Source organism: Curtobacterium sp. Csp1 (genome assembly GCF_013347185.1).
Window position 1 is genome coordinate 644,016 of the sequence record NZ_CP054594.1, and the last position, 26,766, is coordinate 670,781.

Here is a 26,766-nt window from a genome sequence, read left to right on the forward strand (position 1 = left end):
AGACGTCGGAGCCAGGGCCCCCGGCCCGCCTTCGCCGAGAAGAGGCGCGCAGCCTCATGTGTGTGAGCCAACAGCCGCTGGCTCTGTGGTGGACGTTCCACGTGGAACATCGCGAGTCCTGATCGCCGAGGAGAGGCGCGCAGCCTCATTTGTGTGAGCCAACAGCCGCTGGCTCGGTGATGGACGTTCCACGTGGAACATCGCGAGTCCTGATCGCCGAGGATCTCATCAGTGACGGTGCGGCCGCAGCGCGCGAAGCTTGTGCAGGCCGACCGCGGCGAACAGCGGCTTGGCCAGCACCATCTCCCCCGCGCGGTAGTTCGCGGATCCGATCAGACGCTCGACGACATCGGGGTCCTGGCGCGCGAAGTACAGCCGCGCCTTCACGACGTGCAGATCGTTCGAACAGAGGGCGACGAGTTCATCCCAGCGGAGGAGCGGCCGGACATTGGCGATGTTCTCCCACGTCGAGCGGCTGTGTCCCTCGAGGACGGTCTGGCCGTGCCACCCAGCGTGCCGGAGCGCGGCGGCGAGGTGCTGCGCCTCCGGCACGGGACCCATCACGGGGCCACCGCAGCAGATGATCCGAACCGACCGCGCACCGCGGCGGACGAGTAAGCGTGCGGTCCGGACGGCGATCCGGGCACGCCACCGGTTCACAAGGTTCGGCTGCGAGGCCCGGTTGCTGAACCCCAGGACCACTATGGCGACGTCTCGCCCCCTGCATGAAAGACCTGCGCGGTGCCGTCGGCTTGCGGCACTCGCACCGAAGTGGACCGCCTCACCCCAAGCAGGACATGCGACCAGCACCACGACCGCGGAACCGAGGACAGGCAACACCATCGATGTTCCACGTGGAACACGCACGAGGACTCAGGCGCGGTGGTCGCGGATGGCCTGCTCGGCCAGCTCGGCGTAGGTCCAACCGAGGTCGAACCCGGACGCGCTCAGCGCCTGCGGGACGAGGGAGGTCTCGGTGAGGCCGGGAAGGACGTTCGCCTCGAGGAACCAGGGCGTCCCGGCGGCGTCGATGATGAGGTCGACGCGAGAGAGGTGCCGCAGGCCGAGTGCGACGTGTGCTGCGATGGCTGCCTCCGCGGCGGCCGCGGCGAAGGCGTCAGAGAGTCTGGCGGGGGTGTAGAACGTCGTCTCACCGGCGTTGTAACGGGCCTCGAAGCCGTACGGCCCGTTGCGCGGGACGATCTCGACCGCCGACAGCGCGACGGGACCGTCCCCGGTGTCGATGATCCCGACGGCGACCTCGGTCCCCCGGATCAGCTGCTCGACCACGACGTCCCCGCAGTACGTGTAGGCCGTGACCATTGCGCGCGGCAGGTCGGCGACGTCCTCGACGAGGGTGACGCCCTGCGCGCTGCCGCCGCGTGCCGGCTTCACGGCGAGCGGGACGTGGTGCTCCCCTGCGATGGCTTCGAGGAGCCCGACGGCGCCGAGCTCGCGGAAGACGTCGTGGGACAGGGTCACCGACCGCGGTGTGTGCACGCCAGCTCGGGCGACCAGCGCGGACGAGGTGGGCTTGTCCCACGCCAGGCGGGCCGAGGTAGCGCGTGAGCCCACGAACGGGATGTCCAGGGCCTCCAGCACGCCTCGGAGCGCGCCGTCCTCTCCGGACGCACCGTGCAGAGCCGGCCACACGACGTCCGGTCGCTCCTCGCGCAGGGCGGGCAGGAGCGAGCCGTCGGCGTCGCGGAGGTCGACCTGCCAGCCGTAGCCGGTCAGCGAGTCCGCGACCCGACGACCGGACCGCAGGGAGACGTCCCGCTCGTGCGAGATCCCTCCGGCGACGACGACGACGTGACGACGGGTGAGGTCGGCCATGCGAGGGATCCCTTTGCTGTGATTGTGCGGAAAGCGCTGGTCAGGACACGTTCGGCGGCGGCGCGACGACCGAGTTCGACTCGCGGACGGTCGTGATCGGACGGGTCGCGGAGCCGAACGTCTCGAGCAGCTCGAGCTCGTCGTTGATCACCGTGGCGAGACGCTTGACCCCGACGCGGATCTGCTCGGGCGTCGGGTAGCAGAACGACAACCGGATGTTGCCACCACCGCGGCCGTCGGCGTAGAACGCTGTTCCCGGGGTGTAGGCCACGAGCTCCTTCACGGCGCGCGGGAGCATCCCCTTCGAGTCGAGGTGCTCGGGCAGGGTCAGCCAGACGAAGAAGCCGCCGTTCGGGCGGGTCCAGGAGAGGTCGGGCAGGAACTCCCCCAGCGCGGACATCATCGCGTCGCGGCGCTCGGCGTAGAGGCCTCGGAAGGTGTCGACCTGGCCCTTCCAGTCCGCGGCGTCGAGGTAGGCGTTCACGACGTACTGGCCGAACGAGTTCGGCGCGAGCACGGCGGACTCGTTCGCGAGGACGAGCTTCTCGCGGATGGCATGCGGTGCGAGGGCCCAGCCGACGCGGAAGCCCGGCGCGAGGGTCTTCGAGAAGGAGCCGAGGTACACCACGCCCTCTTCATCGATCGAGCGGATGGCCTGCGGCGCGGGCTCGTCGAACCAGAGCAGCCCGTACGGGTTGTCCTCGAGCACCAGGATGCCGTTCGACCGGCAGATGTCGAGCACCTCGATCCGGCGCTCGCGGCTCATGGTGACACCGGCGGGGTTGTGGAAGTTCGGGATCGTGTAGAGGAACTTGATGCGCTTCCCCTGCGCCCGCAGGTTCGCGATGGCCTCGCGCAGGGCCCCGGGCACCAGGCCGTGTTCGTCGGTCGCCACGTGGACGGTCTGGGCCTGGTACGACCGGAAGACGCCGATCGCGCCGACGTAGGACGGGGACTCGGCCAGCACGACGTCGCCCGGATCGATGAACAGCCGCGTGACGAGGTCGAGCGCGTGCTGCGACCCCGTGGTGACGACGACGTCCTCGGCGCTCGCACGGATGCCCTCGAGGCTCATCACGTCGACGATGTGCTCGCGCAGGGAGCGGAGGCCCTGGCCGCCGCCGTACTGCAGCGCCATCGCGGCGTCCTCGGCCATCACGCGGTCCAGGGAACCCGTGACGAGCTCGCGCGGGAGCGCCGAGACGTACGGCATGCCGCCGGCGAGCGAGACCACCTCGGGCCGCGACGCGACGGCGAACAGGGCTCGGACCTCGGAGGCGCTCAGCCCGGCGGTGCGCTGGGCGTAGGAGTCGTACCAGGGGTCGAGGCTGTTGCCGTTCGTCATCGTGTGCTCCGTTCAGTGGGACATTCCCGCCACACTACGACATCCGTTGCCGGATCCCCGGTGGGAGGTGGGGGCCGATCCTGAAGCTGTGGCCCGCGAACGCGCAGCGCGCACCCCGGAACGCCGCCGCGGCGCTCCTCGCGGAACGACGACGGCCCCGCCCTCCGTGTGGAGGACGGGGCCGTTCGACGGTGCGGTCGGACCTACGCCAGGAACTCGGCGAGGTCGGCCTCGAGCGCCGGCTTCGGCTTGGCGCCGATGACGGTCTTGACGACCTCGCCGCCCTTGAACACCTTCATCGCCGGGATCGACGTGATCTGGTAGTTCATGGCCGACTGCGGGTTGTCGTCGACGTTGAGCTTGACGATCTCGATCTTGTCGGCGTGCTCCGCGGCGATCTGGTCGAGGATCGGCGAGACCGCGCGACACGGGCCGCACCACTCCGCCCAGAAGTCGACCAGGATGGTCTTGTCGGACTTGAGGACCTCGTCCGAGAAGGTGGCGTCGGTGACGGCCTTGGCGTTCGACATGTGTGCTCCTTCGAGAGTTCTGTGGTTACAACGGGATGGCCGCTGCAGTATTCCGTGCGTCAGGCCCGCGCTGCCTCGACGTCGACCATCGCGGGCTCGGAGGGCGTGCGGCCCTCGGCCCGATCGGTCAGTGCGTCGTCGAGCTCCGCGAGGTACTTCTCGGCGTCGAGCGCCGCGACCGTGCCCGAACCTGCGGCCGTGATCGCCTGGCGGTACGTCGGGTCGATGACGTCACCCGCGGCGAAGACACCCGGCAGGTTCGTCTTGGACGAACGACCCTGGACGGCGATGGTGCCCTCCGGCGCGAGGTCGATCTGCCCGTGGATCAGGTGGGTGCGCGGGTCGTTGCCGATCGCGATGAAGAGCCCGTCGAGCGCGAGCTCGGACTCCTCGCCCGTCACGGTGTCCGTGAGCGTGACGCCGGTGACGGCCGTGTCGCCCTGGATGCCCGTGACCTCCTTGTTCCACGCGAACTCGATCTTCGGGTCGTTCATCGCGCGGTCCTGCATGATCTTGGACGCACGCAGCGAGTCCTTGCGGTGGATGACCGTCACCTTGTCGGCGAAGCGGGTGAGGAACGTGGCCTCTTCCATCGCGGAGTCACCGCCGCCGACGACGGCGATGTTCTTCTGGCGGAAGAAGAAGCCGTCGCACGTCGCGCACCAGCTGACGCCGTGACCGGACAGGCGCTCCTCGTCGGCGAGCCCGAGGTGGCGGTAGGCCGACCCCGTGGCGTAGATGACCGCGAGGGCCTCGAACGTCTCGCCGGAGCCGACGGTGACCTTCTTGACCTCGCCGGTCAGGTCGACGGACACCGCGTCGTCGTACAGGACCTCGGCACCGAACTTCTCGGCCTGCTCCTGCATCTTGATCATGAGGTCGGGGCCCTGGATGCCCTCCGGGAAACCAGGGAAGTTCTCGACCTCGGTGGTCTTGGTGAGCTCGCCACCGGTCTCGACGCTCGAGGCGACGATGAGCGGCTTGAGCTCGGCGCGCGCGGCGTAGATGCCGGCGGTGAACCCGGCAGGACCGGAACCGATGATGATGAGCTGGCGCATGCCTGGTGCCCTTCCGTTGCGTACTGACCGGGTCAACACATGCTACCGGCGTGGCATTCCACGGCAGCCGGGTGCGCCGACCGGACGGGCGTCAGCGACCGAGCTTGGATCGGAGGATGCCCACGGCGTTCTGGATCTCGCCGTTCTTCGCGACCACCAGGGCGCCGAAGTACACGACCGCCATGACGGCGCCGGTGAGGACGATCGTGACGAGGGCGCCGGTGGCGTCCGACATCGCGAAGCCGTCGGCGGAGAACGCCCCGAAGAAGTTCACGACCAGCAGTCCGGCCACGCCGGCGATGAGCGCCGCGATGACGAACTGCACGTGCGAACGGGTGACGACCGGTCCTTCGATGCCGCCGAGCCGCTTCCGGACGAGCACCAGGGCGACGATCGTCTGGGCCGTGCCGGCGAGGGTCGTGCAGGCCGCGATCGAGACGCCGATGACGTCGCCGGGCAGGGTGGCCACGGCGAGGGCACCGATGACGAACAGCACGGACTGGATGCACTGCATGAGGAACGGCGTGCGGTGGTCGTGCATCGCCCAGAAGACCCGCTGGATGATGAAGAGCATGCTGAACAGCACGAGACCCGGCATGTAGGCGAGCAGCACGGAGCCGATCACGAGCGCCCCGTCGTACGTGTTGTCGAACATGCGGCCGAACGGCACGGCGACGACGATGAGCGCGACCGAGGCGAACACCGTGAAGAGCCCGACGATCCGCAGCGACAGCGACAGGTTCCGGCGGACCGCGTCGAGGTCGCCCCGACCCGCGTCGTGGCTCATCCGCGTGAAGTACGCCGTCGCGATCGACACGGCGATGATCGAGTGCGGGAGCATGAAGAGCAGCCACGCGTTCTGCAGTACCGCGTTGCCCGCGGAGCCGGTGCCGAGCGAGGCAACGCGGGACTGCACGATGCCGGCGAGCTGGGTCACGAGGATCATGGCGAAGAGCCAGCCCGCGGCCGTCCCCGTCGACTTGAGCCCCACCCCGCGCCACCGGAAGTCCGGGCGGAAGGTCAGGCCGGCACGGCGCCAGAAGAAGGGCAGGAACGCCGCCTGCGCGAAGACTCCGAGGGACGCGCTGCCTGCGAGCACCGCGATCTTCGCCGGGGTCCACGCGTCGGTGGCGGCGTTGACGTCCTGGCCGCCGAACATCGCGATGAAGACGAACAGGCCGGCGATCGCGATGACGTTGTTGATCAGTGGTGCCCAGGTGAAGGGCCCGAACACCTGCTTGGCGTTGAGGACCTCGCCGAGGAGCGAGTACAGCGCGTAGAAGAGGATCTGCGGCAGGCACCAGAAGGCGAAGGCCACCGCGAGGTCGGTCTGCGCGGCCGTGAAGCCCTTGCCCTCGTCCGAGGACTGCTGGCTGTAGACCCAGACGAGCAGCGGCGCGAGCAGGGTCGCGAGCACGGTGATCACGACGAAGACCGTGGTGCCGAGCGTCACGATCTTGTTCACGTAGGCGGTGCCGCCGTCCGAGCTCTGCTGCATCGAGCGGACGATCTGCGGGATGAGCACGGCGGACAGCAGACCACCCGCGATGAGCGCGTAGATGTTGTTCGGCAGCTGGTTCGCCAGGGCGAACGCGTCGGCTCCCGGCGAGTTGGCCTGGCCGATCGCGAACGCGAGCACGAAGGTCTTCGCGAAGCCGAGGACCCGGGACAGCATCGTGCCCGCCGCGAGCATCGCGCTCGCCCGGCCGAGACTGCGCTCGGCGCCGGGCTCCGCGTCGACGACGGGCTGCTGCTGGGTGCTGATGGTCGGCTCCTCGGGTTCGGTGGGCGCGGCGGATCGGTGCGACGCGTCGGCCTGGAGGCGCGGGTCGACCCCGGTGGGTGCCTCCGGCTCCGGCAGGGGGTCGCGCAGCGACGTGGTGGACCCGACCACGGCGGGGGCCGCGGCCGCCTGCGCGGCGGCTGACGTGCCTCCAGGCCGGCCCGGCGCACCGGGCCCTGCCGGCTGGACCGCGAGCGGGCGGTTCGGGTCGTCCTCCTCGTCGTCGTCGACCTCGCCGTTCCGGCGACGGATCCGCTTGCGGATGCTGCGGAAGATGCCGAAGCCGAAGATGCCGACGAGGCCGACGGCGGCGACGGCCGTGATGACCGTCTCCCACTGCGCCTGGACGTTGAGCTCGACCGTGGACGGCTCGGAGATCGTCACGCCCGTGGGGCTCTGCAGCGACATGGTCAGCGAGACCTTGCCGTTCGCCACGGACTGCACGGGGACGGTGGTCCGGGTCGAGGACTGCGCCTGGACCTTGACCTCGATGTCGTTCTTCACGACGCGGAGCGCCGAGCTCGACGGCTGGACGCTCAGCCGCACGGTCACCGGGTAGTCGGATCGGTTGCGCACCGAGATCGGGAGCGAGGAGCGGTCGCCGAGGAGCGTCAGCGAGCTGGAGTTCGGGATGCTGACGGCCGAGGTCTGCTTCGTCCAGCGGCTCAGCTGCCGGTCGATCGCGACGGTGAGGTCCCCGGTGTCACCGCGCCACGCGTTCGAGGACAGCGCGAGCAGCGACAGGCGCGCGGGGGCTGTGATGTCCGCGGGTGCGTCGAGTGCTGTGGAGAACGACGACACCTCGCGCTCACCGTCCACGAGTCGGCGCAGCTGGTCGACGCGGTCGTCGCCGGCGGACGAGGACGCCAGGGTCAGCGACCCGGCGGAGGCCGCGGCAGCGCTGGAGAGGTCGGACGGCGACACCCACGCGGTGCTCTCGAGGGCGTCGAGCGCGCGGGAGAGCCGGTCGGAGTCGGTCGGCCACTCGCGACCGAGCGTCAGGAGGACCGGACTCGTCGCGGTGCCGGACCGGGCGGCGGTCGCCAGGGTGGCGGTCAGCTCGGCCATGTCGGTCGACCAGGTCTGCTCGTCCTTCGCCGTCGCGGCGTCGCGCAGCAGGGCGGACGCGCCCTGGTCGGCGACGAGCACGTGCTGGTCGCCGATCCGCTCGGAGGCGGCGATGGTGGTGTCCGCGCCGGCTGAGGTGTTGCCGCTCGACACGATCGTCGTCTCGGTGCCCGAGGCCGCGAGGGCCGCGAGATCGTCCTGGGCGACGGTGCCCTCGACCGGCCAGGACATGCCGGACATCGACCACGGGAAGTCGAGGAGCGACCGGGTCGTGGGGAGCGTCGGCGTACCGGCGGCACCGTCGGTGGCCGTACCGGTCGGCTCGGTGCCCGGGGTCACGGTGTCCGTCGGTGTCGGGGTCGGGGTGTTCGGCGAGGTGGCACCGGGCGTGGTGTCGGGCGTGGCACCGTCGGTGGCCGTGGGGGTCGGGCTCGCGGTGACGGCGCCGGGGAAGTTCTCCTCCTCGACCTCTTGGTCGAGGGAGACCACACCCGGGGTCCCGTCGGCGCCCGCCTGGCGCAGGCCGCTGACGTCGGCGTCCGCGTAGGCGAGGGCGAACTTCTCGTTGCGCAGGGACTCGAGGCGCTGGAGCCAGGTCGCGGCCGACGTCGGCGCGTTCTCGCCGAGGAGCCGGATCGACGCGATGATCCGCGGGTCGACCGCGAGGGTGACGTTGTGGTCCTGGGCGGCGTCGAGCTGCTGGGTGAGCGTGCCGTCGACGGCGGTCGCGGCGGCCAGTTCGCTCGCGGTGAGGACCCCGTCGGTCGTCCGCGGGACCGTGACGGGCATCGCGACGGAGACACCGACCGGCGTCTGCTCGAAGTCCGGGTACCAGGTGATCGCGGAGCGGGCGACGGCCGAGGTGCTGCCCGCGGTGTAGTCCGCGGCGATGCGTCGGGCGCCGAACGAGGTGTACCCGCCGAGGCCGACGTTGCCGGGGACGATCGTCACCGTCTGCGTCACGGATCGGTGCGCCGGGACGGCCGGGACGTCAACCGAGTCCATCGGGGCGCCGAGGTAACCGGTCGTGGTGGTGTCGGCGAGCCAGTCGGACAGGACGTCCCGCGTGCTCACCGACCGGAAGATGTCGAGCTCGGCGGTGCCCGCGGGGACCTCGGTGTCGGTGTCGTTCGTGACGGTCACCGTGAGCTCGAGGTCCTGGTCGCGCTGGACGATCCCGCGGTTGGCGGGCGAGACGCTGACGGTGGTCTTCCCGGCGTCCGCGGCGGCCGGGTGGGCCGTCCGGGTCGTGACGGGCTGGGCGGTGGCCGCCCCTGCACCGTCGGTCGCGAGGGGCGTGACGACGACGCCGACGGCGACGAGGGCCGTCGCGGCGGCGGCGAGCGTGGAGCGGAGGATGTGCATACAGGAGGACCAGGGGGTCGGTTCCGGCCGAGCACGAGTGTACGAGGGCTGAGCCATGACGATCCCGTGCGCACCGGGGTTGTGCAGAACTCGCGAGCACGCATCTGGGAGGATGAGGACCGTCATGCACTCCGTCGCCCAGGCCGTCGAACGTCTCGACGCACTCGCCGCCACCGAGCCCGTCGCCGTCCTCGCGCACGCCTTCGCCGAGGCCGGGCACGAACTCGCGCTCGTCGGGGGGCCCGTCCGGGACGCGTTCCTGGGGCGCCCGGTGACCGACCTCGACTTCACCACCGACGCGACCCCGGACGAGACGCTCCGCATCGTGGAGCCGATCGCGAGCGCCACGTGGGACGTCGGACGCCAGTTCGGCACGATCGCCGCCCGGATCCGGGGCGAGCAGGTCGAGATCACGACCTACCGCAGCGACGTCTACGACGGCGAGACCCGGAAGCCCGAGGTGGCGTTCGGCGACACCATCGAGGACGACCTGCTCCGCCGCGACTTCACGGTCAACGCGATGGCGCTCCGACTCCCCCAGCGCGAGCTCGTCGACGTGCACGGCGGGGTCGAGGACCTGCTCGCCGAGCGCCTGCACACCCCCCAGACGGCGGAGGTGTCGTTCCGCGACGACCCGCTGCGGATGATGCGGGCGGCACGGTTCACGGCGCAGCTCGGCTTCACCGTCTCGGACGAGGTCCAGCAGGCGATGACCGACCTGGCCGACTCGATCGAGATCGTCTCCGCCGAGCGCGTGCGGGACGAGCTCGTGAAGCTCCTGGACACCGCCGACCCGGTCCCCGGGATCCGGCTGCTCGTCGACACCGGGCTGGCCGAGCGGTTCCTGCCCGAGCTGCCGGCGATGCGCCTGGAGATCGACGAGCACCACCACCACAAGGACGTCTACGAGCACTCGCTGACGGTCCTGACCCAGGCGATCGGGTACGAGGCCGAGCGGCACGCGGGCGAGGCCCCGGACACCGTGCTCCGGCTCGCGGCGCTCCTGCACGACATCGGCAAGCCCGCGACCCGGAAGCTCGAACCCGGCGGCGCCGTGAGCTTCCACCACCACGACCTGGTCGGCTCGAAGCTCGTGAAGAAGCGGCTCCGGGCGCTCCGGTTCGACAACGACACCATCGCCGCCGTCGCGCGCCTGGTCGAGCTGCACCTGCGGTTCTTCGGCTACACCGAGGGTGCGTGGACCGACTCGGCCGTGCGGCGGTACGTCCGCGACGCCGGTCCCCTCCTCGAACGGCTGCACGAACTCACCCGCTCGGACGTCACCACCCGGAACCGGCGGAAGGCCGACCGGCTCGGGTTCGCGTACGACGACCTCGAGCAGCGCATCGCGGCGCTGGCCGAACAAGAGGAGCTCGACTCCATCCGTCCGGACCTGACGGGCGACGACATCATGCGGATCCTCGACATCCGACCCGGGCGCGCGGTGGGCGAGGCCTACCGGTACCTGCTCGAGCTCCGGATGGACGAGGGGCCCCTCGGCTCGGACGAGGCGGAAGCGCGCCTGCGCGCCTGGTGGGCCGACCGCGACGCGACCGCCTGACGGGGGCGAGCAGTTCTGCACAGCCGGTGGCGCGCCTCCAGGCCGTGGGCTAGGCTTGTGGGGTTGTCCGCGCGCTCCTGCGTGTCCGGACACATGCATCAACCCTCCTGCTCCGGGAACCGCCCGGAGCCGCCGAGACCAAAGGAGGTGGGTTCCGCATGCACCAGTACGAACTGATGGCGATCCTCGACCCCGAGATCGACGAGCGCACCGTCGCTCCCAGCCTGGACAAGTTCCTCGCGGTCATCCGCAACGACGGTGGCTCCGTCGACAACGTGGACGTCTGGGGCCGTCGTCGCCTGGCCTACGAGATCGCGAAGAAGTCCGAGGGCATCTACGCCGTCGTCGACTTCACCTCGACCCCCGAGGCCGCCAAGGAGCTCGACCGTCAGCTCGGCCTCTCCGAGGCCGTGCTCCGCACGAAGGTCCTCCGCGCCGAAGAGGCGATCGCCCAGGTCGCCGCGCAGAAGCAGCGCGACGAGGCCCGCGCGGCCCGCAAGGCCGCCAACGCGACCGCGAGCGCCGAGTAAGTCATGGCCGGCGAAACCGTCATCACGGTGGTGGGCAACCTCACCGCGGATCCCGAGCTGCGCTACACGCAGAACGGGCTCGCGGTGGCGAACTTCACCATCGCATCCACCCCTCGCACGTTCGACCGTCAGGCGAACGAGTGGAAGGACGGCGACGCGCTGTTCCTCCGTGCGAGCGTGTGGCGCGAGTTCGCCGAGCACGTGGCGGGCTCGCTGACGAAGGGCATGCGCGTCATGGCGCAGGGCCGTCTCCGTCAGCGCTCCTACCAGGACCGTGAGGGCCAGCAGCGCACGAGCATCGAGCTCGAGGTCGACGAGATCGGCCCGTCGCTCCGCTACGCGACCGCACAGGTCACCCGCGCTGCGGGTGGCTCCGGCGGCGGTCGTGGCCAGGTCGGGGGCGGCAATGCCTCCGGTGGTGGCCAGGGCGGCAACGGCGGCGGCTGGAACGGCAACAACAACGGCGGCGGTCAGTCGGACGCACCGTGGTCGCCCCAGGGCGGCCAGCAGGGTGGCAACGCACAGTCGAACGACGTGTGGAGCACCCCCGGTGGCTCGTACGACGACGAGACCCCGTTCTGATCCTCAGCGGTCTGACGGACACACAACTTCTTCTTCTCTAAGGAATCACAATGGCTGGAAAGAGCACCGGCGACCGCCGGAAGCCTCGCGGCAAGGGTGGCAAGAACGCCGCTCCCGCGAAGTCGATCAAGGTCGGCGTCATCGACTACAAGGACGTCGCGACCCTGCGCAAGTTCATCTCGGAGCGTGGCAAGATCCGCGCCCGTCGCATCACCGGCGTCTCCGTCCAGGAGCAGCGCCTCATCGCCCGTGCCGTGAAGAACGCCCGTGAGATGGCGCTCCTCCCCTACGCCGGCTCCGGCCGCTGATCGGAGGAGTTCACATGTCGAAGCTCATCCTCACCCACGAGGTCTCCGGCCTCGGTTCTGCCGGTGACGTCGTCGACGTCAAGAACGGCTACGCCCGCAACTACCTCATCCCCCAGGGCTTCGCTGTCGCGTGGTCCAAGGGCGGCGAGAAGCAGGTCGAGTCGATCCGTGCGGCCCGTGCCGCTCGCGAGCTCGCCACCATCGAAGAGGCCCAGGACCTCAAGATGAAGCTCGAGAACGCGACCATCAAGCTGACCGTCAAGGCCGGCAAGGACGGTCGTCTGTTCGGCTCCGTGCGTCCCGCGGACGTCGCTGACGCCGTGCAGGCGCAGGGCGTCGGTTCGCTGGACAAGCGCAAGGTCGAGGTCCCCGCGACCATCAAGACCGTCGGTGACCACGAGGCGACCGTGCGTCTGCGCGAGGACATCACCGCGGTGATCTCCCTGCAGGTCGTCGCCGCCAAGTAAGGCACGCACCAACCGTCGAAGGGCGGGTCCCCGTGAGGGGGCCCGCCCTTCGTCGTGTCTGCTCCGGGTCGCGTCGGTCGTCGGTTCGGCTGGCTGGCTTCCGGGTTCCGGGGTCCCGCTTCCGGCGTTCCGGCCTGGAGGCGCGCGGTGCGTCCGTCCCGTGGCTCGCGCTGGGCTGACGGGTTACCGTTCAGGCGCTGCTGCGGATGCTGGGAGCAGCCCGAGAACGCTGCCCACAGGTGGCCCGTTGTCAAGTCGTTCTGCACACCCGAAGCGGGGTGCAGAGCAACCTTCAACGTGTACTTGAACCCCACTTGTCCACACACGGTGTGGAACAGGAAATCCCAGGTCAATCCGTCGAACATGCGTTCGGGTGCGCACTTATCCCCACGTCTGTCCACAGTTGTCCACACGAACTTCCGGCGTGTTCGCCACCGTTTCCACAGAGTTGTCCACAGGGCTGTTTGCTGGGGATAACTCTGTCCCCGTAGCTTGGCCCAGCGACTCGGCGATCCCGGGGGATGTCGGTCGCTCGGGGTAGGAAACCAGTGGGGCGGGCACCGTCCCGAACCGTCGCAGACCAACAGGGAGTCCGTGTGTCGATCGCGCACCTCGATCCGTCCCCGCAGGACATGGCCGACCGTGGGACGGAGCGGACGCCGCCGCACGACCTGCTCGCCGAGCAGTCGACGATCGGCGGCATGCTGCTGTCGAAGGACGCCGTCGCCGACGTCATCGAGACCGCTCGCGGGGTCGACTTCTACATCCCGAAGCACGAGGTCATCTTCGACGCGATCCTGTCGCTGTACTCGCACGGCGAGCCCACCGACGTCATCGCCGTCACCGACGAGCTGACGAAGACCGGTCTGCTGTCCCGCGCCGGCGGCGCCGAGTACCTGCACAGCGTCACGAGCATGGTGCCGACCGCGGCGAACGCCGGGTACTACGCCGCGATCGTCGCCGAGAAGGCCGTCCTGCGCCGCCTGGTCGACGCCGGGACCCGGATCGTGCAGATGGGCTACGCGTCCGAGGGCGAGGTCACCGACCTCGTCAACAGCGCGCAGGCCGAGGTCTACAACGTCGCCGGCGGCGTGCAGACCGAGGACTACGTCCCGCTCACCGACGCCATCGGCGCCGCGATCGACGAGATCGAGGCCGCGAAGGGCCGCGACGGGCAGATGACCGGCGTCCCGACTGGGTTCAGCGGGCTCGACGCCCTGACGAACGGCTTCCACCCCGGGCAGCTCATCATCGTCGCCGCACGACCCGCACTCGGCAAGTCGACGCTCGCACTCGACCTGTGCCGTGCGGCCGCGCTCAAGCACGACCAGACGGCCGCGTTCTTCTCGCTCGAGATGGGTCGCGCCGAGATCGCGATGCGTCTGCTCTCCGCCGAGTCGAGCGTGCCGCTGCAGAACATGCGCAAGGGCACCGTGGACTCCCGCGACTGGACGACCATCGCGCAGACCCGCGGGCGGATCAACGACGCCCCGTTCTTCATCGACGACTCCCCCAACATGACCCTCGTCGAGATCCGGGCGAAGTGCCGCCGGCTCAAGCAGCAGCACAACCTGAAGCTCGTCGTCATCGACTACCTGCAGCTGATGACCTCGGGCAAGAAGGTCGAGAGCCGTCAGCAGGAGGTCTCGGAGTTCTCGCGTGCGCTGAAGCTCATGGCGAAGGAGCTCGGCGTGCCGGTCATCGCACTGTCGCAGTTGAACCGTGGTCCCGAGCAGCGTGCGGACAAGAAGCCGATGATCTCGGACCTGCGTGAGTCCGGGTCGATCGAGCAGGACGCCGACATGGTGATCCTGCTCCACCGTGAGTCGGCGTACGAGAAGGACAACCCGCGGCAGGGTGAGGCGGATCTCATCGTGGCGAAGCACCGCAACGGGCCGACGGACACGATCACGGTGGCGTTCCACGGGATGTTCTCTCGGTTCGTGGACATGCCGCAGTGAGTGTTGTTGTCGTCCGCCAACTAAGTTGTCCAACTGCCACACAACCTGTCCTGAAATACGGAGGTGGACACCTTATTTGGCAGTCCTGTCGGTCTCCCTCAGACCTGAGTGACGACGCGGTGGCGTCGTGACCGCTCCCAACCTCGGTGCCCGCGAGGAGTCGTGCACCCCTACTCTGAATTAAGCGAGCCCGGAGCTCAGGTCGTCCCGCCGAACTGCCCGCCGTCGATGCTCGATGCTGACTCGGTCGGGGAACAGGTTGATGAGTACCAGTAGGTACGCCTCGTACCATTCATCTGCGATCTGTTCAGCGCGGTGGATGCGCTGAAGATCCTGCTCGGCGAAGCTGATCAGCTCGGGATATTCGTCTCCGTCGACCGGTTCGTAGGTGCGAGCATCCAACCAGCGACGTTCGTCTGCTTGCCAGATCAGGCCAACCCACTCGTCCTCTTCGCCGGACAGGAACTCGAAGTCGAACTGCCAGTTGTCAGCCCACGCCTTTCCGGTCGAGCATGCGGCGTAGCCGTCGGGTTGCGGCGTCTCGTCGGGGATCGGTTCATGGGGGTACCGCATGATCGTGTTTCCGTGCGCCGCGTAAATCAGGACCTCACCGGTGAGCAGGGCGTCAACGACCGAGTGACGTTTACGTCGGCTCCCCAGGTCGCCGCGGAACATCCACAGCGCCCTGTCCGCCTGCTTCTGCCAGTGGTCCCATGCCTCCTCGGGCCCGGCAGCGTGTCACCGGCTGGCTCGATCGTCCACGTGCCTCGATCCCCAAGGACCCATGTGAGAGTGGCCGGTCGGGACGAATCGGGCTGGAACCGCAATGTTTCTGGCCCCTTCTCTTCACCGGTGACGGTCAAGCGCGGAGCGTTGAAGTGACGGCGGACCGCAGAGTGGTCGACCTGGTGCACTGGCCACTGATAGCGGATCTCGAGCACTCCCGTTGTCACGCGAACCTCCCGCGACTCCGAGCTGATCGCTGACTCATCGGGCCGTATCTGTAGACGGGCACGTCACTAATGATCGCCACTGCGGACCCATCCTGCAGAACCGCTGCACCGGATCGTGCGATCAGAATTGGACGTAGCCGTTCCAGGCCGCCTCTGCTTTTACTTCGTCATCGCCGAAGATGTCGGGGTCGACCGGGAAGTGCTCGTTCCGGAAGTGGTCCAGCTCCAGCTGCGCACGATCTCGAAGCGTCGCTCGGTCCTGGTCAGGGTGCCCCAAAGCAAGCATGGCAGTGTGCCGCTCGACAACGGCGGCCCACAGTTGTCGTCGGCTGACCTCCGCGATCAGCTGCGAAGCAACGAGCATCGAGTTGAACTCGAGCGATCCAGCGAACCGGTCCATCAAGGTGACGAGGTCCCTGTCCTTCACCTCGGTGAACACCTTCGGCTGCTTGCGTTGCTGCTCCATCATCCAGCGGATCTGTGCACGGGCGTCCGCAATCGGATTCGGTTCCTGCTCGTCGGTCATGTCTTCATCCTCACCGTGCGGAGGCTTCGCCGCGAGGGAAGTTCCGTCGTCTCAGCGTGTGGGCGAGGTCAGCAGAGCGGCGACGGACTCGAGCGCGCCGGGGATGAGGGAGAAGTAGGCCCAGGTGCCGCGCTTTTCGCGGTGCAGGATGCCGGCGTCGACGAGCACCTTGAGGTGGTGCGACACGGTCGGCTGGGACAGGCCGAGCGGTTCCTGCAGGTCACAGACGCACGCTTCCGCGCCCTCGTGCGCGGCGACCATCGAGATCAACCGCAAACGCGCGGGATCTGCGATCGCCTTCAACGACTTCGCCAGGACCTCCGCGGACTCCTGCGTCATCGCTTCGGTCGTGACGGGCGAGCAGCACGCGGTGACGTCCTGGATGGGGAGCAGCTCGATCGTCGTCATCACACCATCATCCCACGGACTTCGACACACGTCTATATTTGCCTTCATCGATATCGACATGCTTCGATGTCGTTGCTTGTCTCCCGCTGATCTGTGAAGGACCGACCACGATGACTCACCTTGTTGCCGTTGGCGGCAGCGACGCTGGCATCGCCGCGGCGCTGCGCGCCCGTGAGCTGGACCCGTCGACCGATGTGACCGTGGTCCTTGCGGACGAGTTTCCGAACTTCTCGATCTGCGGCATCCCCTACTGGGTCTCGGGCGACGTCGTCACGGAAGCGTCCCTCGCGCACCGCACCCGCGCCGATCTCGAAGCCGCCGGCATGACCGTCCGCTCCTCCACATGGGCCTCTGCGGTCGACGTGGACCGTCGCCGCCTCACGGTCACCGGACATGGCGGTGAGGAAGAGCTGCCGTACGACGAGCTGCTGATCGGGACTGGCGCTGAGCCGGTCCGCCCGGCCGGGATCCCGTTCGGTGAGCCCGGGATTCACCTGCTGCACTCGATGACCGACGCCGAGCAGGTCGTCGCTGCCCTGGAGCTGCTGCCTACCGGCAGCCGCGTCGCGGTCGTTGGCGCCGGCTACATCGGCCTCGAAATGACCGAGGGACTCGTCGCCCGCGGGTTCGACACGACGTTGATCCAGCGCGGCCCGGAAGTGCTCTCCACCCTCGATCCGGAACTCGGGTCCCTGGCCACCGCGGAGGTCCGCCGACACGGCGCAACCGTGCTGACCGGGGGGACCGTCACCGGCATCACCCCAACCAGAGGCGGGCAGTGGCGGGTGACGACGGCGACAGCCGCTCGGGATGAAGAGGGCACGTTCGCGCTCGTGGTGGTCTGCGTCGGCGTGCGGCCGGTGACGGACCTCGCGACCGCAGCGGGTGCGCAGCTCGGGCAGGCCGGCGCGATCGTCGTCGACGAGCAGATGCGCACCGGGGTGCCGCACGTGTGGGCTGCGGGCGACTGCGTCGTGACGCATCACCGGCTGCTCGGGACGACGTGGCTGCCGCTCGGGACGACGGCGCACAAGCAGGGCCGTGTCGCCGGGGAGAACATGCTCGGCGGGTCCCGGACCTTCGCCGGTTCGGTGGGGACGCAGGTGGTGAAGGTGTTCGACCTCGTCGCCGCCCGCACCGGTCTCCGCCACCACGAGACCGCTGCGCTCGACGTGTCCCCACTGACCCGTGTCACGGTCGCGGATGACCACAAGCGGTACTACCCAGGCGCGGTGCCACTGACGATCAGCGTCACCGGCGACCACACGTCCGGCCGGCTCCTCGGCGCGCAGATCGTCGGGGAACGGTCTGCGGAGATCAGTAAGCGCATCGACACGTACGCCACCGCCCTCCACGCCGGCCTCTCGGTGGACGACGTGATCGACTTGGACCTCAGCTACACGCCACCGCTCGGGTCCCCGTGGGATGCCGTGCAGGTCGCCGCGCAGGGCTGGGAGCGCGCCGCCGCGGCAGCGAACCAGGCCGGGGTGGGCGTCTGATGGTGCTGGCGGTCGTCGCCGCGGCGATCTTCGTCGCGACGCTCGTGGTGGTGATCTGGCAGCCCAAGGGCTTCCCGATCGGCTACACCGCCCTCATCGGCGCGGTCGTCGCCCTCGCGACCACGGTCGTCGGGCTCGGGGACGTGCCGACGGTGGTCGGGATCGTGTGGAACGCGACGCTGACGTTCGTCGCGGTGGTGCTGATCTCGTTGATCCTCGACGAGGCCGGCTTCTTCGAGTGGGCAGCGCTCCACGTGGCCCGGTGGGGTCGTGGGAACGGTCGGCTGCTGTTCGTGCTGATCGTCGGCCTCGGCGCGGTCATCGCGGCCGTGTTCGCCAACGACGGGGCCGCGCTGATCCTCACTCCGATCGTCGTCGGGATGCTCCGCGCGTTGAACATGCCGGCGAAGGCGGCGCTGGGGTTCATCCTCGCCACCGGGTTCATCGCCGACACCGGCAGCCTGCCGCTGGTGGTGTCGAACCTGGTCAACATCGTCTCCGCCGACTACTTCGGCCTCGGGTTCACCGAGTACGCCGCCGTCATGGTGCCCGTCGGCATCGTGTCCGTGCTGGCGTCCCTCGGGATGCTGCTGGCGTACTTCGGCCGGTCGATCCCGAAGCGGTACGACGTTCTCGCTCTCACCCGTCCGGCCGCCGCGGTGAAGGACCGGGCGACGTTCCGCGCCGGATGGGTGGTCCTCGCCGTGCTGCTGGTCGGCTACTTCGCCGCCGACCCGCTCGGGGTGCCCCTCGCCGCGGTCGCGGGTGTCGGCGCGGTCGTGATCGTTCTCGTTGCTGCCCGGCAACCCGCGTTCCTCTTCGCCCGTCAGGCTGCGTCCCCGGTCCTCGTCACGACCGGCGGCACCGCCGCCGTCACCGGCGGCAGTGGTGGCACCGGTGGCGGGTCGGGGCGGGTGATTCCGGTGTGGAAGACGATCCGGGAGGCGCCGTGGCAGATCGTGCTGTTCTCGATCGGCATGTACCTCGTCGTGTACGGGCTGCAGAACCAGGGCCTCACCGACTACCTCGCGAAGCTGTTCGATGTGTTCGGGGACCACGGGGTCCTCGTCACCGCGCTCGGGGTCGGGTTCGTGATCGCGATCCTCGCGTCGCTGATGAACAACATGCCGACCGTCCTCATCGCCGCCCTCGCGATCGGCGGAGCCGGAGCGACCGGCCTGACCCACGAAGTGATGATCTACGCCAACGTCATCGGCTCCGACCTCGGCCCGAAGATCACACCGATCGGGTCGTTGGCAACGCTGCTGTGGTTGCACGTGCTCGATCGGAAGGGCATCCACATCGGCTGGGGGCAGTACTTCCGCACCGGCATCGTGCTGACCGTCCCCGTCCTCGCCGTCACCCTGACAGCCCTCGCCGGCTGGCTCACCCTCATCCGATGACCGCCCGAACCGAAAGCACCGCCATGACCGCGACCCCCACGATCCTGTTCGTCTGCGTCCACAACGCCGGCCGCTCCCAGATGGCCGCCGGCTACGCCCAGGCCCTCGGCGGCGACCGCGTGCAGGTCCTCTCCGCGGGCAGTGAGCCGAAGGACCAGATCAACCCCGTCGCGATCGAAGCAATGGCGGAGGACGGCATCGACATCGCCGCGAATCGGCCGAAGATCCTCACCACCGACGCCGTCCGCGACTCCGACGCCGTCATCACCATGGGCTGCGGCGACGCGTGCCCGATCTTCCCCGGCAAGCGGTACGAGGACTGGGACCTCACCGACCCCGCCGGGAAGGGCATCGACGACGTCCGCCCGATCCGCGACGAGATCAAGACCCGCGTGCAAGCGCTCCTGGCCGAGCTGCTGCCCACCGAAGCATCCGCCTAACCACCGGAAGGACCACCCCCATGACGCTCACCCTCACCGTCCCACCCCGGGCCGACGCGGACCGCTTGACCGGGCTGCCCGTCGCCGTCATCGGCGCCGGCCCCGTCGGGCTCGCAGCCGCCGCGCACCTGCTCGAGCAGGGCCTGCCCGCCGTCGTCTACGAAGCCGGCGACCAGGTCGGCACGTCCGTCCGGGCGTGGGGGCACACCAGGCTGTTCTCCCCGTGGCGGTACGTCATCAATGACGCCGCCCGCCGCCTCCTCGAACCCACCGGCTGGACCGTGCCCCGCCGGTCGTCGCTGCCGACTGGGCACGACCTCGTCGCCCAGTACCTCGAACCCCTCGCCCAGACGCCGGAGCTGGCACCGGCGATCCGGTACGGGGTCCACGTGGAGGCGGTGTCCCGGCAGGGCATGGACCGCACCCGTTCCGCCGGCCGCGCCGACACCCCGTTCCTCCTTCGCCTCCACACGAGCGACGGCGTCGAGGACGTCACCGCCCGCGCGGTCGTCGACACGTCCGGCACGTACACGTCCCCGAATCCGCTCACCGCCGCCGGCCTCGCACCCGCCGCGAACCTCGGCGACCGCATCGTGCACGCCCTCCCCGACGTGCTCGGCGCGGACCGGGCACGATTCGCCGGGAAGCGGGTCCTCGTCGTCGGCGCCGGCCACTCGGCCGCGAATACGCTCATCAAGCTCGCCGCCCTCGCCAAGGACGAACCCGGCACGACGCTGCTGTGGGCGATCCGAAACGCCGGCACCGCCCGCCTCGGCGCGGACGCTGCCGACGGGCTCGCCGCACGCGGGCAGCTCGGCTCGAACGTGCACGGCCTCGTCGAGTCCGGGCACATCGAGCAGCTTGCCTCATTCGAGATCGACGACGTCCGCCCGAACGGCGACCAGGTCACCGTCACCGGCCGCCGTGCCGGGGATCCGTTCACCGTCACGGTCGACGTTGTGGTGAACGCCACCGGGTTCCGGCCCGACCTCGACATGCTCCGCGAGATCCGCTTGGGCCTCGACGACATTGTCGAAGCACCCCGCGCGCTCGCGCCACTGATCGACCCGAACCTGCACTCCTGCGGGTCCGTCCCCCCGCACGGTGTCGCGGAGCTGGCGCACCCGGAACCGAACTTCTTCATCGCCGGGATGAAGTCCTACGGCCGCGCCCCCACGTTCCTGCTCCTCACCGGCTACGAGCAGGTCCGCTCCATCGCCGCGGAACTCGCCAGCGACCACCAGGCCGCCCGCGACGTGCAGCTCGTCCTCCCCGAGACCGGCGTCTGCACAACCGACATCGGCGGCTCATCCTCCTGCGACGTCCCCACGACGACCGCAGTGTCCGAGGGGTCGTCGTGCTGCGCCGCACCCGCCCCGGCCGCTCCGCCCGCCAGCAGCTCCTGCTGCACGAACTGAACCGGACCCCACATGACCGACAAGCCCACCGTGCTGTTCATCTGCAAGCACAACGCCGGCCGCTCCCAACTCGGCGCAGCCCTCCTCGAACTCGCAACCCCAGACCGCTACATCGCCACCTCCGCCGGCATCGCTCCCGCTGACGAGGTGAACCCGTCGATCGCCGCGACCGTCGCGGAACTCGGCCTCGACATCAGCAACCGAACCCCGCGGAAGGTCACCCCAGAACTGCTGGATCAGGCCGACGTCGTCGTGCTGATGAAGCCCGGCCTCGACCTGCCCGCGACACCTCGCGGGAAGGTGTTGCAGTGGTCGTTCCCGGACCCGGACTCCTGGTCCCCCGACGACGTCCGCCCCATGCGCAACGCCGTCGCCGCCCGCATCCAGGACGAGCTCCTGCACCCATGACCGACAACACCCCGGTCACCGTTCGGCCGATGACCGCCGCCGACTGGCCCAGTGTCGAGACGATCTACCGAGAGGGCATCGCAACCGGAAACGCAACGTTCGAGGCGGAACCGCCAAGCTGGGAAGCATTCGACGCCGGCAAGCTGCCCGAGCACCGGTTCGTCGCCGTCGACGGCGACGAGGTCCTCGGCTGGGTGGCGGTCTCCCCGACCTCCACCCGGCCGGTGTATCGGGGCGTCGTCGAGCACTCGGTGTACGTCGCCGCCACAGCGCGCGGCCGCGGCGTCGGACACCTGCTCCTCGACGCGCTCATTGCGTCGACGGAGGCCGCTGGGATCTGGACCATCCAGTCCGGGATCTTCCCCGAGAACACCGCCTCCCGAGCCCTCCACGGCCGCCACGGGTTCCGCGAACTCGGCACCCGAGAACGCATCGGCCTCATGACGTTCGGGCCGTGGACCGGGCAGTGGCGCGACAACGTCCTCGTCGAACGCCGAAGCCCGCGCGCCGGTTCCTGAGCAGGAGCGGCACGCCCCGATCCGCACGCTTGCAGGTACGTTCCAAAACCCGCTATGCTGTGGCATGCGTCATTAGTGCGCGCAAAAAGCCAGTCCATCGGACTGGCTTTCGTCATGTCCGGCCCGAACCGTAGGCTGGAACCGCTCGGAACGACTCTGCCCTCAGCGCAGCACCCGAGCAACACGAACAGGCCGGACCCGTCAGGGCCGGCCTTTTCCATGCCCTCAACGCGCGAGCACCCAGCAAGCCGACCGCTCGGCGCATAGGGGTACTAAGCGCCTACCGGGCGCTCGCGTCGGCTTCCGACGCTCTAGACCCCCGCTCACGACGAGCGGGCTGGCCACACGGCCAAACCCGAAGGAGGCAACATGCCCATCACCGACACCACGGTGGACATGCTGACGGCCTTCGGCGGCACCACCCTGACCGGCATCATCGCGGTCGTCCTCCCCGTGCTCGGCTTCCTCCTGCGCAAGCAGGTCACGGAGCTGGTTAAGCACGTCGTGGACGTCATCGACGACCGCACGCTGGCCAAGGACCCCGAGCGGGCACGCATCGTCGCAGAACTGCGGCGAGCCCGTCTCGGGAACAAGTAGCCGCCGAAAAACGAGAGCCCTCATTCGGGAAGGAGAGCTCTGCCCTCCCCCGTATCGATAGAGGTGCCTTCTACGAGACTCAACACGACACCCTGTCGTCTCAATAGCCGATTGTCAACCGGACGGCACCTCTGTCGCCAACTGCTCGCCATGCCCCACCCACGTCTGAAACGGCACGACCGATCGATAGGGGCAGCGATGCTGAATCTGCAGTTCCTTGCGCCGGTGGTACTGGTTATCGTCGCCGTGCTCGTCTTCCTCGCGGCCCGCGGGAGCATGGGCTGAAACCCGCTGCCGGATCAGCAGGACGCGCGACGTCGAGTTCGAGCCGAGCGCCGCTCCCGCGACCGATAGCCGGTCGTCAACCGGACCCAGCGAGCCAAGTTCGTCTTCCGCCTTTGGTGATGGGAAGCTGGTGAATGTCGCCCGGCCCGAGCTGCTGTGGGCCGAACCCCTCCGAAAGCGATAACTGATGACCATCCCCGCAACGACCCTCACACAGCTCGTCGATGCATACCTCGCAGCTCTCGGATCAGCCGACGTAGACGCGGTGCTCGCCCTGTTCACGCCGGACGCGATTGTGAGCTCACCGCTTTACGGGGAGCAGCCCGCCCGCGACTTCTACCCGACATTGTTCGCCGACACGGCCGCATCCGTCCTCACGCTCCGCCGAACCTTGGTCAGCACAGACGACTCGGCTCCGACTGTTGCGTTCTGGTTCGACTTCGATTGGACGCTCTCGGACGGCACCCCTGCACCGTTCTCCGTGGTTGACGTCGCCGAGCTAGACCTGGAAGCCCGGATTCAACACCTGCACATCGTGTACGACACCGATCCCATTCGAACTGCTTGGGAAGCCCAACAGGCCGGCGGTAACCCCCGTTCATGAAGCAGCGAGCGACTACCCGATCATCACGAGCACTGCGTACGGGTTCGTCAGGAAAGTGTCGTCCCGCGTCGGGACTACATCCACGACGCCAGCTCGCTGGGTGACCCACCAGGCGGCCAACAACACGAGCGCGCCGGCAGGGGGGCTGAACACGAGCAACCGTTTCCTCATGGGATCACGGTACGGCGGCACGAAGCGTCGCAACGGCCGATGGCACGCCGTTCCGCCTAAAGGAGGACTCGTTCTTTGGGCGGATCGCGCCGAACTTCCGCCCTCCGTCCGATGAACGATCGGTTGACGAGACAGCCCCTCTGCGCCATGTTCGTGGGATGCCTGAGTGGAACGGTCTTCAGATCCCGGTGACTGATCTCCGTCTCGTGTTCGATCGGATCCTTCAGCACGTCGAACATGCGAACGGGGAGTCGGTCGTGCTGCGTGAGGACTACTTCTACTCGTTGCCCGCTCCGGGCCTGTACGACGTGTCGAGCAATCCACCCGAGGCCACGATCGGGCAGCTGACCGAGTCGTGGGACAACCTGACGTCAGCGCCGGCCGCCGACCGGACGTTGAACTGGGAACTCGTTTGGCTGGGCGACGTCCTACGAGCCATCGGGCATCTTCTGCCCGAGGGCGAGCAGCGTTCGGCAGACCGGTAGCCGATCCGCCATCGGGACATGTTGCAGGCGCCCGTGCGATCCTGTGAAGGTGCGCTATCGACTCATGAACGACTACAGCGCCGACTGGCCGCTCTGGCGGGACGACGGCGGAGCGCCGGATGGGGAGCCGCAGCTACCGGCGTGGCTCGAGGCAGACATTCGCCAATGGGCTGCCACATTCAATTCGCTGTACTCCTACGAGACTGGCTGGCCCGATACACGGACTTGCGATGAGCAGCGACTCAAGGGTGAGCGTCTGGCCGGGGCGATTGCTCGGGAACTGGGTCTGGGCGACTCAATCGTGTTCGCACACTGGGAAACGAACGTCGCCGGGCGGGAGTCCTAGGACGTGCCAGTGTGCCCGCCGGTTCTCATCTTGAGCTCGGTCAGCGAAGGCGGACCGTTGTCTCGGTAGCCGATCGGCTATCGAGACGGTGCTTGGCCGGACTCGGTTAGGTCCGGCCAAGCGCCTCTCACGCGTCGACGTCAGTCAGCTCGGCAACTCGCACTCGTTGCGGCAGGCCTCGTACTGCTTCGCGCCAGGCCCACGCGGCAGCGACGAACACGCATGTAGCGATGAGCCACAGCAGCCACGGCGTTCGTGAGTCCAACAGGCCCAGGGTGAGCGGGAACAACGCCATGCCGATTGAGCTCGCGGTCTGGAACACCCCGATTGCTCGACCGCGAATTCGCGGGTGCGGAGCTTCGGCCATGACCGCGTTCGCCGCGGGCAGGTAGATCATGTCCGAGCCGCTCCTGGCCGCCGGCTACGAGCTGCGCGTCCGCGAGCCCGGGCACCGGCTCGTCCGGACCCCGGAGCGGGACGTGCACGTCCACGTGTACGAGCACGGCGCGCCCGCGCTCGACGCGTACCTGCTGCTCCGGGACCACCTCCGCCGGGACGCCGCGGACCGCCAGCGGTACGAGGACGTCAAGCGGACGCTGATGACCCGCAGCTGGGACGACATGAACGCGTACGCCGATGCCAAGACCGAGGTGATCGAGGCGATCAAGGACCGCGCCCGGGCGGCACGGACCCGGTGATCGTCAGCGGCGGGTGTCCGCCGACTCCGGTTGCGCGAGGTCCAGCCGTCGCTCGGTCACGGCGCGGGCGACGTCCTGCAGCAGCAGCCCGTGCGACCGGGCGTGCGCACGCAGCATCGCGAACGCGGTGTCGAGGTCGACGCGGTGCGTGTGCGCCAGGAAGCCCTTGGCCTGCTCGATCGCGACCCGGCTGTCCAACGCCTGCTGCAGCTGCTGCTGCGTCCGGGCGGCCTGGTCCGCGTCGCGCTGCTGCAGGATGCTGATCGTCGCGACGTCCGTCAGCGCCCGCGTCGCCACCGCGTCCTGCTCGTTGAGGCGCCCCGGCTCGATGCGGAACAGGTTCATCGAGCCGAGCACGGCCTCCCGACTGCGCAGCGGGACCGAGTGCACCGAGGCGAACCCGGCGCGTTCCGACTCCTCGGCGAACCGTGCCCACCGGCGGCGCATGTCCTCGCGGTCCGCGACCCAGACGGTCCGACCGGTCTCGTAGGACTCGACGCACGGTCCCTCGCCGGCCTCGAGCTGCAGGACGCCGAGCAGGGCGCTCGCCTCGCTCGTCGAGACCACGACCTCGAGCTCCTGCTGCTGGTTCGCGAGCATGATGCCGACCGCGTCGACGTCGAACAGCTCCTGGATGTCGTCGATCAGCGTCTGCAGCATCTCGACCACGTCGTAGTCGCCGACGAGCGTGCCCGTGGCCGTGAGGAAGGCGTCGATGAGCCGACGCTCTCGGTCCTCGGTCATGGCGTGTTCCTTCCCGGTGCGTCCGTTCCCGACGGATCACCGAAGTCGATCTCGCGTTCGAGGACCCGCGCGGACACCTGCAGGACACTCTGCCCGCTCGCGAAGGCGGACGCCCGGAGGAGCAGCAGCGCGTCGTCCGGGGTGGTCCCCGTCTGCGCGGCGACCATGCCGGCCGCCTGGTGGACCTCGCGGCGGGACCACGGTCCCGAGGACCACTCCCCCGGTCGTTCGTCGACCGCCCGCTGCAGGCCGCGCGCGAGGACGAGTCGGGCGGTGCGCCCGGCGAGTCCTTCGATGCCCGGCGCGTCCGCCGTGGAGAGCGTCGAACCGAGGGTGGCGTAGAGGCCGACGGTCCCGACGGTGAGGGTACCGACGTGCATCGGGAAGGCGTACACCGCGCCGGTCCCGGCCGCACGGAGCGCCGCAAGCGCGGTGGGCCACTCGTCCGGACCGGTGGCACCGAGCTCGGGACGGAGCACCGGGTGCCGGTCCCGGACCGCCTGCCAGATCGGCCCCTCGCCCAGGTCGAGCTGGATCTCGTCGAGCCGCGCGGCGAACGCGTTGCTCGCTGCCACGGTCTCGGCACCGAGCGGGGACGCCAGCGTGGAGATCGCCACACCGTCGACCGGGAGCACCGTGTACGGAGCGGCGAGGTCGTCAGCGGTGTGCGTCACCCCGTCGGTCCTCTCGTCGCACGTCGGTCGGTCGCCCCACGGTAGCGACCGACCCCCGGACCTCGCCACGCGCCGCCCGGAGGACGACGTCGGCCGCGCAACCTGGATCGTCCGCCCGGTCACGGAGCCCGAACTGTCGACACGTCGAGCGCCCGTGTCCTACGGTGGCGACGAGCAGCCCCAGACCCCGGCAGC

General features: G+C 69.1%; 30 protein-coding genes. 17 read left to right on the forward strand and 13 right to left on the reverse strand.

Annotation, left to right across the window (positions count from 1 at the left end):
• Nucleotides 1–228: 228 nt before the first annotated feature.
• The 6 genes from HUN58_RS03170 to HUN58_RS20415 form a co-directional block, all read right to left on the reverse strand.
• On the reverse strand, nucleotides 229–843 hold the full coding sequence (locus HUN58_RS03170) for a YdcF family protein (RefSeq protein WP_180225909.1): 615 nt from the start codon (nucleotides 841–843) through the stop codon (nucleotides 229–231).
• A gap of 30 nt (nucleotides 844–873) precedes the next feature.
• On the reverse strand, nucleotides 874–1,836 hold the full coding sequence (locus tag HUN58_RS03175; RefSeq protein WP_180225910.1) for a D-alanine--D-alanine ligase: 963 nt from the start codon (nucleotides 1,834–1,836) through the stop codon (nucleotides 874–876).
• A 40-nt stretch (nucleotides 1,837–1,876) separates the two neighbouring features.
• On the reverse strand, nucleotides 1,877–3,181 hold the full coding sequence (locus HUN58_RS03180; protein ID WP_141859623.1) for a PLP-dependent aminotransferase family protein: 1,305 nt from the start codon (nucleotides 3,179–3,181) through the stop codon (nucleotides 1,877–1,879).
• Between the two features lie 203 nt (nucleotides 3,182–3,384).
• The gene (gene trxA / locus HUN58_RS03185; RefSeq protein ID WP_022832611.1) at nucleotides 3,385–3,711 is read right to left on the reverse strand and encodes a thioredoxin; all 327 of its coding nucleotides are present in this window, start codon (nucleotides 3,709–3,711) and stop codon (nucleotides 3,385–3,387) included.
• Nucleotides 3,712–3,770: 59 nt separating this feature from the next.
• The gene (gene trxB / locus HUN58_RS03190) at nucleotides 3,771–4,769 is read right to left on the reverse strand and encodes a thioredoxin-disulfide reductase (protein ID WP_180225911.1); all 999 of its coding nucleotides are present in this window, start codon (nucleotides 4,767–4,769) and stop codon (nucleotides 3,771–3,773) included.
• Nucleotides 4,770–4,860: 91 nt separating this feature from the next.
• On the reverse strand, nucleotides 4,861–8,985 hold the full coding sequence (locus HUN58_RS20415; protein WP_254631610.1) for a DUF6049 family protein: 4,125 nt from the start codon (nucleotides 8,983–8,985) through the stop codon (nucleotides 4,861–4,863).
• Between the two features lie 124 nt (nucleotides 8,986–9,109).
• Between HUN58_RS20415 and HUN58_RS03200 the strand changes: the two genes are divergently transcribed.
• The 6 genes from HUN58_RS03200 to dnaB all read left to right on the forward strand — a co-directional run bounded on the left by HUN58_RS03200 (nucleotide 9,110) and on the right by dnaB (nucleotide 14,394).
• A complete protein-coding gene (locus tag HUN58_RS03200; protein WP_114851304.1) occupies nucleotides 9,110–10,546 on the forward strand; it encodes a CCA tRNA nucleotidyltransferase in 1,437 nt (478 codons plus the stop codon).
• Nucleotides 10,547–10,704: 158 nt separating this feature from the next.
• Entirely contained in the window at nucleotides 10,705–11,076 is a 372-nt protein-coding gene (rpsF, locus tag HUN58_RS03205; RefSeq protein ID WP_114851305.1) for a 30S ribosomal protein S6, read from the forward strand.
• Between the two features lie 3 nt (nucleotides 11,077–11,079).
• The gene (locus HUN58_RS03210; protein WP_114851306.1) at nucleotides 11,080–11,658 is read left to right on the forward strand and encodes a single-stranded DNA-binding protein; all 579 of its coding nucleotides are present in this window, start codon (nucleotides 11,080–11,082) and stop codon (nucleotides 11,656–11,658) included.
• Nucleotides 11,659–11,708: 50 nt separating this feature from the next.
• The gene (gene rpsR / locus HUN58_RS03215) at nucleotides 11,709–11,966 is read left to right on the forward strand and encodes a 30S ribosomal protein S18 (RefSeq protein WP_017887834.1); all 258 of its coding nucleotides are present in this window, start codon (nucleotides 11,709–11,711) and stop codon (nucleotides 11,964–11,966) included.
• Nucleotides 11,967–11,980: 14 nt separating this feature from the next.
• Complete coding sequence (gene rplI, locus HUN58_RS03220) at nucleotides 11,981–12,433, forward strand: 50S ribosomal protein L9 (protein ID WP_058728351.1); 453 nt, start codon at nucleotides 11,981–11,983, stop codon at nucleotides 12,431–12,433.
• 632 nt (nucleotides 12,434–13,065) lie between these two features.
• A complete protein-coding gene (gene dnaB / locus HUN58_RS03225; protein WP_114851329.1) occupies nucleotides 13,066–14,394 on the forward strand; it encodes a replicative DNA helicase in 1,329 nt (442 codons plus the stop codon).
• 180 nt (nucleotides 14,395–14,574) lie between these two features.
• Here dnaB and HUN58_RS03230 read toward each other — a convergent pair whose 3' ends face one another.
• The 3 genes from HUN58_RS03230 to HUN58_RS03240 form a co-directional block, all read right to left on the reverse strand.
• On the reverse strand, nucleotides 14,575–15,069 hold the full coding sequence (locus HUN58_RS03230) for a hypothetical protein (RefSeq protein WP_180225912.1): 495 nt from the start codon (nucleotides 15,067–15,069) through the stop codon (nucleotides 14,575–14,577).
• Nucleotides 15,070–15,468: 399 nt separating this feature from the next.
• Nucleotides 15,469–15,873: a hypothetical protein gene (locus tag HUN58_RS03235; RefSeq protein ID WP_180225913.1), complete on the reverse strand. Its 405-nt coding sequence runs from the start codon at nucleotides 15,871–15,873 to the stop codon at nucleotides 15,469–15,471.
• 51 nt (nucleotides 15,874–15,924) lie between these two features.
• Nucleotides 15,925–16,281, reverse strand: coding sequence for a helix-turn-helix transcriptional regulator (locus tag HUN58_RS03240; protein WP_022906751.1), 357 nt, complete (start codon nucleotides 16,279–16,281; stop codon nucleotides 15,925–15,927).
• A gap of 110 nt (nucleotides 16,282–16,391) precedes the next feature.
• On the opposite strand from HUN58_RS03240, the gene HUN58_RS03245 reads away from it, so the two are divergent.
• The 7 genes from HUN58_RS03245 (at nucleotide 16,392) to HUN58_RS03275 (ending at nucleotide 22,564) form a co-directional block, all read left to right on the forward strand.
• Nucleotides 16,392–17,780 carry an FAD-dependent oxidoreductase gene (locus HUN58_RS03245; protein WP_141859577.1) on the forward strand — a complete coding sequence of 463 codons (1,389 nt, stop codon included), beginning with the start codon at nucleotides 16,392–16,394 and terminating at the stop codon, nucleotides 17,778–17,780.
• Nucleotides 17,780–19,183 (forward strand): arsenic transporter, encoded by a 1,404-nt coding sequence (locus HUN58_RS03250; RefSeq protein WP_180225914.1) that lies wholly within the window; start codon nucleotides 17,780–17,782, stop codon nucleotides 19,181–19,183. The genes HUN58_RS03245 and HUN58_RS03250 overlap by 1 nt, the downstream gene beginning before the upstream one ends.
• Nucleotides 19,184–19,206: 23 nt before the next feature.
• Entirely contained in the window at nucleotides 19,207–19,623 is a 417-nt protein-coding gene (locus HUN58_RS03255; RefSeq protein ID WP_141863187.1) for an arsenate reductase ArsC, read from the forward strand.
• Nucleotides 19,624–19,643: 20 nt separating this feature from the next.
• Nucleotides 19,644–21,041: an FAD-dependent oxidoreductase gene (locus tag HUN58_RS03260; protein WP_180225915.1), complete on the forward strand. Its 1,398-nt coding sequence runs from the start codon at nucleotides 19,644–19,646 to the stop codon at nucleotides 21,039–21,041.
• A gap of 12 nt (nucleotides 21,042–21,053) precedes the next feature.
• A complete protein-coding gene (locus tag HUN58_RS03265) occupies nucleotides 21,054–21,449 on the forward strand; it encodes a low molecular weight phosphatase family protein (RefSeq protein WP_141859573.1) in 396 nt (131 codons plus the stop codon).
• Nucleotides 21,446–21,967: a GNAT family N-acetyltransferase gene (locus tag HUN58_RS03270; protein ID WP_141859571.1), complete on the forward strand. Its 522-nt coding sequence runs from the start codon at nucleotides 21,446–21,448 to the stop codon at nucleotides 21,965–21,967. The genes HUN58_RS03265 and HUN58_RS03270 overlap by 4 nt, the downstream gene beginning before the upstream one ends.
• 369 nt (nucleotides 21,968–22,336) lie before the next feature.
• Entirely contained in the window at nucleotides 22,337–22,564 is a 228-nt protein-coding gene (locus HUN58_RS03275) for a hypothetical protein (RefSeq protein WP_022906758.1), read from the forward strand.
• Between the two features lie 114 nt (nucleotides 22,565–22,678).
• Here the strand turns inward: HUN58_RS03275 and HUN58_RS03280 are convergent, their stop codons facing one another.
• Nucleotides 22,679–23,044, reverse strand: a complete 366-nt coding sequence (locus HUN58_RS03280; RefSeq protein WP_208745398.1) for a hypothetical protein — start codon at nucleotides 23,042–23,044, stop codon at nucleotides 22,679–22,681.
• Here HUN58_RS03280 and HUN58_RS03285 point away from each other — a divergent pair.
• The 3 genes from HUN58_RS03285 (at nucleotide 23,037) to HUN58_RS03295 (ending at nucleotide 24,455) form a co-directional block, all read left to right on the forward strand.
• Entirely contained in the window at nucleotides 23,037–23,453 is a 417-nt protein-coding gene (locus HUN58_RS03285; RefSeq protein WP_022904490.1) for a nuclear transport factor 2 family protein, read from the forward strand. The two genes, HUN58_RS03280 and HUN58_RS03285, sit on opposite strands and share 8 nt — an antisense overlap.
• Before the next feature lie 359 nt (nucleotides 23,454–23,812).
• On the forward strand, nucleotides 23,813–24,109 hold the full coding sequence (locus HUN58_RS03290; protein WP_208745399.1) for a hypothetical protein: 297 nt from the start codon (nucleotides 23,813–23,815) through the stop codon (nucleotides 24,107–24,109).
• A 64-nt stretch (nucleotides 24,110–24,173) separates the two neighbouring features.
• Nucleotides 24,174–24,455: a hypothetical protein gene (locus tag HUN58_RS03295; protein WP_114849217.1), complete on the forward strand. Its 282-nt coding sequence runs from the start codon at nucleotides 24,174–24,176 to the stop codon at nucleotides 24,453–24,455.
• 127 nt (nucleotides 24,456–24,582) lie between these two features.
• On the opposite strand, the gene HUN58_RS03300 is transcribed toward HUN58_RS03295, so the two are convergent.
• Nucleotides 24,583–24,852, reverse strand: a complete 270-nt coding sequence (locus tag HUN58_RS03300; protein ID WP_141859567.1) for an MFS transporter — start codon at nucleotides 24,850–24,852, stop codon at nucleotides 24,583–24,585.
• Here HUN58_RS03300 and HUN58_RS03305 point away from each other — a divergent pair.
• Nucleotides 24,851–25,153 carry a GrpB family protein gene (locus HUN58_RS03305; RefSeq protein ID WP_141859565.1) on the forward strand — a complete coding sequence of 101 codons (303 nt, stop codon included), beginning with the start codon at nucleotides 24,851–24,853 and terminating at the stop codon, nucleotides 25,151–25,153. The genes HUN58_RS03300 and HUN58_RS03305 overlap by 2 nt on opposite strands.
• Nucleotides 25,154–25,156: 3 nt before the next feature.
• On the opposite strand, the gene HUN58_RS03310 is transcribed toward HUN58_RS03305, so the two are convergent.
• Nucleotides 25,157–25,897: a GAF and ANTAR domain-containing protein gene (locus HUN58_RS03310; RefSeq protein ID WP_208745400.1), complete on the reverse strand. Its 741-nt coding sequence runs from the start codon at nucleotides 25,895–25,897 to the stop codon at nucleotides 25,157–25,159.
• Nucleotides 25,894–26,571: a GAF and ANTAR domain-containing protein gene (locus HUN58_RS03315; protein WP_141859561.1), complete on the reverse strand. Its 678-nt coding sequence runs from the start codon at nucleotides 26,569–26,571 to the stop codon at nucleotides 25,894–25,896. Before HUN58_RS03315 ends, HUN58_RS03310 begins: the two co-directional genes overlap by 4 nt.
• Between the last annotated feature and the right edge of the window lie 195 nt (nucleotides 26,572–26,766).